General features: G+C 33.7%; 8 protein-coding genes. 4 read left to right on the top strand and 4 right to left on the bottom strand.

Annotated features, from left to right (window positions below):
- Window positions 1-174: 174 nt before the first annotated feature.
- Complete coding sequence (locus tag B0A57_RS06640; RefSeq protein WP_034097591.1) at window positions 175-852, bottom strand: DUF4294 domain-containing protein; 678 nt, start codon at window positions 850-852, stop codon at window positions 175-177.
- A gap of 83 nt (window positions 853-935) precedes the next feature.
- Between B0A57_RS06640 and B0A57_RS06635 the strand changes: the two genes are divergently transcribed.
- Window positions 936-2,024 carry a M42 family metallopeptidase gene (locus B0A57_RS06635; protein ID WP_011963217.1) on the top strand — a complete coding sequence of 363 codons (1,089 nt, stop codon included), beginning with the start codon at window positions 936-938 and terminating at the stop codon, window positions 2,022-2,024.
- Between the two features lie 196 nt (window positions 2,025-2,220).
- On the opposite strand, the gene B0A57_RS06630 is transcribed toward B0A57_RS06635, so the two are convergent.
- The 3 genes from B0A57_RS06630 to B0A57_RS06615 all read right to left on the bottom strand — a co-directional run bounded on the left by B0A57_RS06630 (window position 2,221) and on the right by B0A57_RS06615 (window position 5,456).
- A complete protein-coding gene (locus B0A57_RS06630) occupies window positions 2,221-3,171 on the bottom strand; it encodes a phosphoribosylaminoimidazolesuccinocarboxamide synthase (RefSeq protein WP_011963218.1) in 951 nt (316 codons plus the stop codon).
- 209 nt (window positions 3,172-3,380) lie between these two features.
- Complete coding sequence (locus tag B0A57_RS06625) at window positions 3,381-4,196, bottom strand: SDR family NAD(P)-dependent oxidoreductase (protein ID WP_034097589.1); 816 nt, start codon at window positions 4,194-4,196, stop codon at window positions 3,381-3,383.
- Between the two features lie 309 nt (window positions 4,197-4,505).
- Window positions 4,506-5,456, bottom strand: coding sequence for a PhoH family protein (locus B0A57_RS06615; protein WP_011963220.1), 951 nt, complete (start codon window positions 5,454-5,456; stop codon window positions 4,506-4,508).
- 96 nt (window positions 5,457-5,552) lie between these two features.
- Here B0A57_RS06615 and B0A57_RS06610 point away from each other — a divergent pair, with 96 nt between their 5' ends.
- The 3 genes from B0A57_RS06610 (at window position 5,553) to B0A57_RS06600 (ending at window position 7,415) form a co-directional block, all read left to right on the top strand.
- A complete protein-coding gene (locus B0A57_RS06610) occupies window positions 5,553-6,383 on the top strand; it encodes an SAM hydrolase/SAM-dependent halogenase family protein (protein WP_011963221.1) in 831 nt (276 codons plus the stop codon).
- Between the two features lie 50 nt (window positions 6,384-6,433).
- A complete protein-coding gene (locus B0A57_RS06605) occupies window positions 6,434-6,634 on the top strand; it encodes a hypothetical protein (protein ID WP_011963222.1) in 201 nt (66 codons plus the stop codon).
- Between the two features lie 94 nt (window positions 6,635-6,728).
- Complete coding sequence (locus B0A57_RS06600; protein ID WP_052079084.1) at window positions 6,729-7,415, top strand: FRG domain-containing protein; 687 nt, start codon at window positions 6,729-6,731, stop codon at window positions 7,413-7,415.
- Window positions 7,416-7,575: the final 160 nt, after the last annotated feature.

Genomic DNA, 7,575 nt, shown 5'->3' with positions numbered 1-7,575 from the left:
AAAATTTTGAATGCTGATGTACTGCGCCGCGTGAGGGATAGCAGCGGAAATCCTTTTTTTGAGGCTTTTCGCCGATAAAAAAGATTGTAGCGCATAGCCCGACCCGACCTTTTCGGGAGGGGCACGCCCAAAAAATTAAAAATTAAAAAACATACCTTATATATGATACTTGTTTTATGGGGTTTTGTGTGATTCTTTCCAGGCTTTTACTAGTTTTGCATAGCTTACGTCGTTTTTTGCGGGTTGTTTTGGTAGTCGGCCGTCGAAGAATGCTTTGTACAAAATGCCTTCGATGGTGAGGTCTTCGGCAACGGTGTAGGGATCGTATGTGGTTTTGAGGTTTATATCGAATATTTTTGCGGTTTGGTTGGACCAAAAGGCTTTCCAGCCGCTTTTTAGTTCTTTTATTAGATTGAAAGTTGATGATCCTGTTTGCCTATGTATTAGTTTTACTAATACTTGTCCGTCTTTGCGACTGAGTTTTTTTAGTTGGTCTTCGAATTCGCTTGTGAGATAGTTTTCTACTAGTTTGAAATATTTGCGTTTGTCTCTTTCGGATTTTAGCGATTGCATACCTATATTAAGTGTAGTTAGTCTATCGGCTGCCGTTTTTGCATAAGGATATACTTTGAGTACTCGACGCTGGAGGATATAAAAGCGTTTTTGGTCTTCTTCCGATTTGAAATCGCGTTTATTGGATATATAAACTTCCTGTAATTCGATTGGCATTTTAACAATGGTATCTATTGCTACTAATGGTTTTTCGATTTCGGTGGTGTCTTTCTTAGCAACTTGACCTATTGTAAGGGTAGTTGCCAAGCATATTGCGAGAAGACTAAGAAAGTATTTCATGTTGTGGGCTAAATTTTTATCAAAAATATATAATTATAGGGCAACTGTTATGCCAAATTTATAATTTAGCAAAAAATATTTTTATGAACACAAAATCTATATTAAAAAAGTCATCGCTTGATTTTTTAGAGAATTATTTAAACAACGCCTCTCCTACTGGTTTTGAAAGCGAAGGGCAAAAATTATGGATGGATTATTTGAAACCATACGTGGATACTTTTATTACCGATACTTACGGAACTGCCGTGGGGGTTATAAATCCTGAAGCCAAATATAAGGTTGTAATAGAGGGTCATGCCGATGAAATTGCTTGGTATGTAAATTATATTACAGATGATGGGTTAATATATGTAATTCGTAACGGGGGCTCAGACCATCAGATTGCACCATCGAAACGTGTAAATATTCACACAAAAAACGGAATCGTAAAAGGTGTTTTTGGCTGGCCAGCAATACATACTCGCAATCGCAGCAAGGAAGAAGCTACTAGAATAGATAATATTTTTATCGACTGTGGTTGTATGACTAAGGAAGAAGTCGAGAAACTAGGCGTTCATGTAGGTTGTGTGATTACTTATCCTGATGAATTTATGATTTTAAACAATGACAAATTTGTTTGTCGTGCTATAGACAATCGTATGGGCGGATTTATGATTGCCGAAGTAGCACGTTTGCTTCACGAAAACAAGAAAAAATTACCTTTCGGATTGTATATCGTAAATGCTGTACAGGAAGAAGTGGGGCTTCGTGGTGCCGAAATGATTACCCAAACCATCAAACCCAATGTGGCTATCGTGACCGATGTTTGTCATGACACAACCACACCCATGATAGAAAAAAAGATAGAAGGCGATACCAAAATAGGCAAAGGACCAGTAGTAACTTATGCCCCAGCAGTACAAAATAATTTACGAGAACTTATTATAAATACTGCCCTAGAAAAAGAAATCCCTTTTCAGCGATTGGCTTCCTCTCGTGTTACAGGAACAGATACCGATGCTTTTGCATACAGTAATGGTGGCGTAGCTTCGGCATTAATTTCGCTTCCGCTGCGTTATATGCACACGACTGTCGAAATGGTACATCGTGATGATGTAGAAAACGTGATTAAACTTATTTATGAAACATTATTAAAAATAGAAAATAACGAAACATTCTCTTATTTTAAATAATTTTTTTAGGAGCTAATCCAGCTATACGTTACAATCTTTTGCTTTTCTAAAGAAAAAAAGCAAAAGGATTTTCACTGCTATCTGGGCTAAAAAAGCCGAAATTCAATTCAGAATTTCGGCTTTTTTGTATTTAAGTAGCAAGCAACATACAACTCCCAAAACTTATATGAATTAGAAATTTAAGTCAAATTTTGTGTTATTTGTTTTGTAAATACTCTAAAACATTCTTTTCTATTCTGTCATTAATACTAGAAATATCTGCTTTTACAAATTTTTCGCCTAAAATATTTTCATACAACTCGATATATCTTTCAGAAACAGAAGTAATATACTCTTGATTCATTTCGGGAATTTCTTGTCCGTCTTGACCCTGAAATCCGTTTTCTATTAACCAACGACGCACAAATTCTTTCGACAATTGTTTTTGTTCTTCCTCATTATTTTGTCTGTCCTGATAACCCTCTGCATAAAAATAACGTGAGGAATCTGGTGTATGAATTTCGTCTATCAAAACAATTTTTCCGTCTTTGGTTTTACCAAACTCGTATTTTGTATCTACCAAAATTAAGCCTCGTGAGGCTGCAATTTCAGTTCCTCGCTGGTACAAATCTCTGGTGTATTTTTCTAAAACCAGATAATCTTGTTCAGAAACAATATTTTTTGCTAAAATAGCTGAACGAGAAATATCTTCATCATGCGAACCATTATCTGCCTTAGTAGTTGGTGTAATTATAGGGGTAGGAAATTGATCGTTTTCTTTCAATCCCTCGGGCATTGTTACGCCACAAATTGTTCTTTTTCCTAAAGCATATTCTCTGGCTGCATGTCCTGAAAGATAACCACGAATAACCATTTCTACTTTAAAAGGCTCGCACAAATGTCCTACTGCCACGTTTGGATCTGGTGTTGCAATAAGCCAATTGGGAACAATATCCTGCGTTAGCTCCATAAACTTGGTGGCAATTTGGTTTAAGATTTGTCCTTTGTATGGGATTCCTTCTGGCAAAACAACATCGAAAGCAGATAATCTATCGGTGGCAACCATTACTAAAAGTTCGTCGTTTATGTTATAAACTTCTCTGACTTTGCCTCGGTAAACTGATTTTTGGTTCGGAAAATTAAAATTTGTAGTTGTAATTGTGTTCATCGTCTAGTGGTGTCTTGTTTTTTTTTTGCAAAAATAGGAAATTACAACTAGATTTTTAATGTTTTTTTGAAGGAATGCTTAAAGTAGAAAGTAAAAAATCTTAAAGTTTTAAGGTCTTTTTTTGAACCAGATAAGGCGTATAAGAGCATTTAAGTCGTCCTATTTATAAATAAGAAAGACTTTTAACTTTATGACTTTTGTCTTAAATATTATTTTAAAACCGAACGTCTTATGATACTATTAAATAGTCTGTACCCTAATATCCTACGGAGAAAACTTATAGCATTTGCATCGAAACCAATAGTAAATCTTTTAAACCTTCTTGGCGGATTTTGGGCAATGCTTAATATTTTCTGGGTAATTTTAGGTAATAAATCTTTGTTTTTTGCTGTTTTTTTGTGCAGTAAATTGGTAATTTTATCCATCAAGTTATTGTAGGATTCAATTTCTGATTTTTCGGATTTTGTAACATTTGCCTGAAAATTTGTTTTTGCATTTCCAAATTGTACGGTACAGACTTTGATATTAAAATCAATCAGTTCATAAGCCATACATTCTGAAAAACTTTCGACTGCTTTTTTTGTCGAATGGTAAAAACTTCCCAAAGGCAAATTGACTAATCCTGCAACAGAAGATATATTTATAAAAAGTCCGTGATTTTGCGCTCTAAATACTGGGATAAATGTTCTGCATACTTTTACAACTCCTAACCAGTTAATGTTTACGATGCTTTCTATTTTATCGTCTTCGGATAATTCGACAAAGCTTCTGTAACCTACTCCTGCGTTATTAATAACGACATCGATGGTTTTATATTTTTGTAGTAATTCTGTTTTAGCGTTTTCGATAATTTCGGTCGATGTAACGTCTAGGATATGACAATTAATATTTGGCAAACCCATGATTTCTTTACCATGATCTAGGTGAATCATTGTTGCAATAACGTTCCAGCCGTTTTTAGAAAAATGCAAGGCTAGTGCTTTGCCTAATCCGCTTCCTGCTCCTGTAATAAGTACATTTTTCAAAATTGATTGCTTTTTTAGTAACTCGACAAAACTACATAAAATAATATTACTGTTTGCTAAGCATTCTGAATTTTGTTTTTGCTACAAATTGTACGGATTATTTAGTGTTTAGTTTTGGCACAAATGAGGGGGTTTGCAAGAATTGAATTTAAAATTCTGGCTAGCCCCGATTGCAGCGGAAATCCTATTATAGTTGTCAGGTTTTTTTTACCTGACAGCTATAATAGATTGAAGCGAAAAGCGGGAATTTTGTTTGCAAAAATTCGCAAGCTTTTCGCTTCAAAAAAAATTTTTTAAACATTAGCTTTCTTAGTCGTTATTTTCTATTTGTTTGTAAGCGTCGATTACTTTTTTAACCAACTTGTGGCGAACAATATCTTTGTCATCGAGGTAAATGATGCTAATTCCTTCTACGTCTTTTAATACTAAAATGGCTTCTTTTAGTCCAGAAATGGTTCTTCGTGGCAAATCGACCTGTCCTGGATCTCCGGTTATCATAAACTTGGCGTTTTTTCCCATACGGGTTAAGAACATTTTCATTTGAGAATGTGTGGTGTTTTGGGCTTCGTCTAGAATTACAAAAGCGTTGTCTAGAGTACGACCACGCATAAATGCTAATGGTGCTATTTGTATGATTCCTTTTAAGATGTAATCTTCGAGTGTTTGTGGTGGCAGCATATCGCGCAAAGCGTCGTATAATGGTTGCATGTAGGGGTCTAGTTTTTCTTTCATGTCTCCGGGCAGGAAACCAAGATTTTCTCCCGCTTCGACCGCTGGACGTGTTAGGATAATTCGTTTTACTTGTTTTTCTTTTAATGCTTTTACGGCCATGGCAACGCCAGTGTAGGTTTTTCCTGTTCCTGCGGGACCTACGGCAAAAACCATGTCGTTTTTATTAATACAATCGACTAATAATTGCTGGTTTGGAGTCATTGCCTTGATGAGCTTTCCTCCTATTCCGTGTACTAAAATTTTGTCTGTCTCTGCCATTTTCTGTTCTTCTCTAGAGTCGCTTAATATTACTCTATCGATAACATTATTGTCTATTTTATTGTAACGGGTAAAGTGAACTATAAGTCTGTTAAACCGTTTTTCAAATTCGTCTAGCTCTTCTTTTTCGCCAAAGGCTTTAAGTGTTGCTCCTCGTGCTATTATTTTTAGCTTCGGATAGTACTTTTTAATTGTTTCTAAATGAGCGTCTTGCGCACCCCAAAATTCTTTTGGAGCAATGTCGTGTAATTCAATGATTCGTTCGTTCAAAAGCAGGAAGATTAAATTAAAAAAATAAGTTAGCTTTGCATATCTCAAATTTAATAAATTTAAGGAAACGATTACAGAATAGTTATAAACAAAAAGATGTCGATAATTACGCTTACTACTGATTTTGGCTTGAAAGACCACTTTGTGGGTACACTAAAAGGCAAATTAATCTCGGAATACCCTGAGGTTCAAATTATTGATATTTCTCATGATATAGATTTGTTTAACATATCGGAAGCAAGTTATATTATAAATGCTTCTTATAATAGTTTCCCTAAAGGAACTGTACATTTTATTGGTATTGATAACGAGAGAACTACCGAAAACAAACACATTGCCATACAATGGAACGATCATTTTTTTGTGTGTGCCGATAATGGCATTTTGAGTATTCTTACTCAGAAAATAGTACCTCAAAAAATGGTCGAGATAAATATTCATGACCGTTTAACTGATGCGTCGACTAATTTAGATGTTTTTGTAAAAGTAGCCTGTCATCTTGCAAAAGGCGGTTCTCTAAACGTGATAGGCAAAGACATTTCGGCCATAAAAATTATAAATGAATTGCAAGCTGTCGTGGCTTCCGACTCCAGTAGTATAAAAGGTTACGTAGTTTATGTAGATCATTTTGGGAATTGTGTAACCAATATCTCGAAAAAAATGTTTGCCGAAATTGGAAATAATCGCAATTTTGAGATTCTATTTGGTACCAAAATTATCAAGAAGATACACCACAATTATTCCGATTTTAAAATATCAGAAAAATATACCCTCAGAGATTATGAAGGCGAAAAGTTAGCCCTTTTTAACGAAGCTGGTTTTCTCGAAATTGCCATTTATAAAAGCAACCCTAAAACAGTTGGCTCTGCCAAATCGTTGTTGGGATTGAAGTATAGAGATGTGGTGAATGTTAATTTTAGAATTTGATTTAAAAATAATGATGAGTAACTATTTATACTTTCAAATAATGAAAATTTATGAAAACAGAAGTTACCGAAAAACATATTAATGATTTTCTTTTCAATTTATATTTCGATTTGACTGATGGTATTGAAATGGCAGCCATCAAAAGAGCTTACCGAAATTTTAACAAAACATTAGAAAATTTTCCTCATATTGAAGATGAGAAAAGTATATTAAGAAACAACTGGATTGAACTTATTAAAATAAAAAATTAAAGATTTACAATCTAAACAATTTAATAATCAAGAAGCGTTTACTTTATGGCATTAAGCCTTTTGTTGGCAGTAATACAAAAAAACCGAGAAGAATATGGAGATTAAAACTATAGATGACTTTTATGATTTTCTAAAAAAATATACAGAAACAAAAGATAATTTAATTTATCGTGGTGTCAGAAATTCTACATTTGAATTAATTCCTTCAATTGGAAGATTAAAAACTAAAAAAGATAATAACTTAACAGTTGAGGAAGAAATCCGATTACTTGACATTTTCAAACATAGAGCTCATACATTTTTAAAAGATTACAAAGAAGACAATTTAGAACTTCTAACAATTGGGCAACATCACGGACTACCAACTAGACTTTTAGATTGGACAAAAAATCCATTAGTAGCAACATATTTTGCAGTGGAAAAGCAATTCACCAAAGAAGACGAAAAAAAAACTGATTTTAGTTGCATATACATTTATGATGCAAAAACAAAAGTAAAATTAAGTCGAGTTTTCAATCCATTTAATATAGATAAAGTTGAAAGATATGTACCAAAACATTGGGACAAAAGAATAGTTTCTCAAAGCGGTTTATTTACTGTGCATAATGCTCCATATGAACCTTGGAATCCAGAATCTTTGGAGAAAATTCTTATTCATAAAGATGTCAGAAAAAAAATAAAAGTTACATTAAATAGGTTTGGAATTAATTCCGGACTTATATATCCGGACATTAATGGAATTTCAGAACATATCAAATGGTTACGATCAAATGAACACTAAAGAATGTACTACTGCCAACACACACGTGCTTGTTGCACAACTAAAAATAAGATCCAAAATCAACTTTTTTTTGTGCGTTTTAATTTTAATTACTAATGTAAATCAACTAGTTAAAAACAACTAATAATGATAATTTTGTAATCAAATTCGAAACTACAAG

Origin of the sequence: Flavobacterium psychrophilum DSM 3660 = ATCC 49418 (assembly GCF_002217405.1) — a bacterium.
In the GTDB taxonomy this organism is placed as follows: domain Bacteria; phylum Bacteroidota; class Bacteroidia; order Flavobacteriales; family Flavobacteriaceae; genus Flavobacterium; species Flavobacterium psychrophilum.
Note: the sequence above shows the minus strand (reverse complement) of the source record. Positions and strands in the feature narration are given on the sequence as shown.

What these genes read in the sequence shown, in the direction of transcription:
- B0A57_RS06640 (WP_034097591.1), bottom strand. Translation starts at nt 852, where the DNA reads ATGAAATACTTTCTTAGTCTTCTCGCAATATGCTTGGCAACTACCCTT.
- B0A57_RS06635 (WP_011963217.1), top strand. Translation starts at nt 936, where the DNA reads ATGAACACAAAATCTATATTAAAAAAGTCATCGCTTGATTTTTTAGAG.
- B0A57_RS06630 (WP_011963218.1), bottom strand. Translation starts at nt 3,171, where the DNA reads ATGAACACAATTACAACTACAAATTTTAATTTTCCGAACCAAAAATCA.
- B0A57_RS06610 (WP_011963221.1), top strand. Translation starts at nt 5,553, where the DNA reads ATGTCGATAATTACGCTTACTACTGATTTTGGCTTGAAAGACCACTTT.
- B0A57_RS06605 (WP_011963222.1), top strand. Translation starts at nt 6,434, where the DNA reads ATGAAAACAGAAGTTACCGAAAAACATATTAATGATTTTCTTTTCAAT.
- B0A57_RS06600 (WP_052079084.1), top strand. Translation starts at nt 6,729, where the DNA reads ATGGAGATTAAAACTATAGATGACTTTTATGATTTTCTAAAAAAATAT.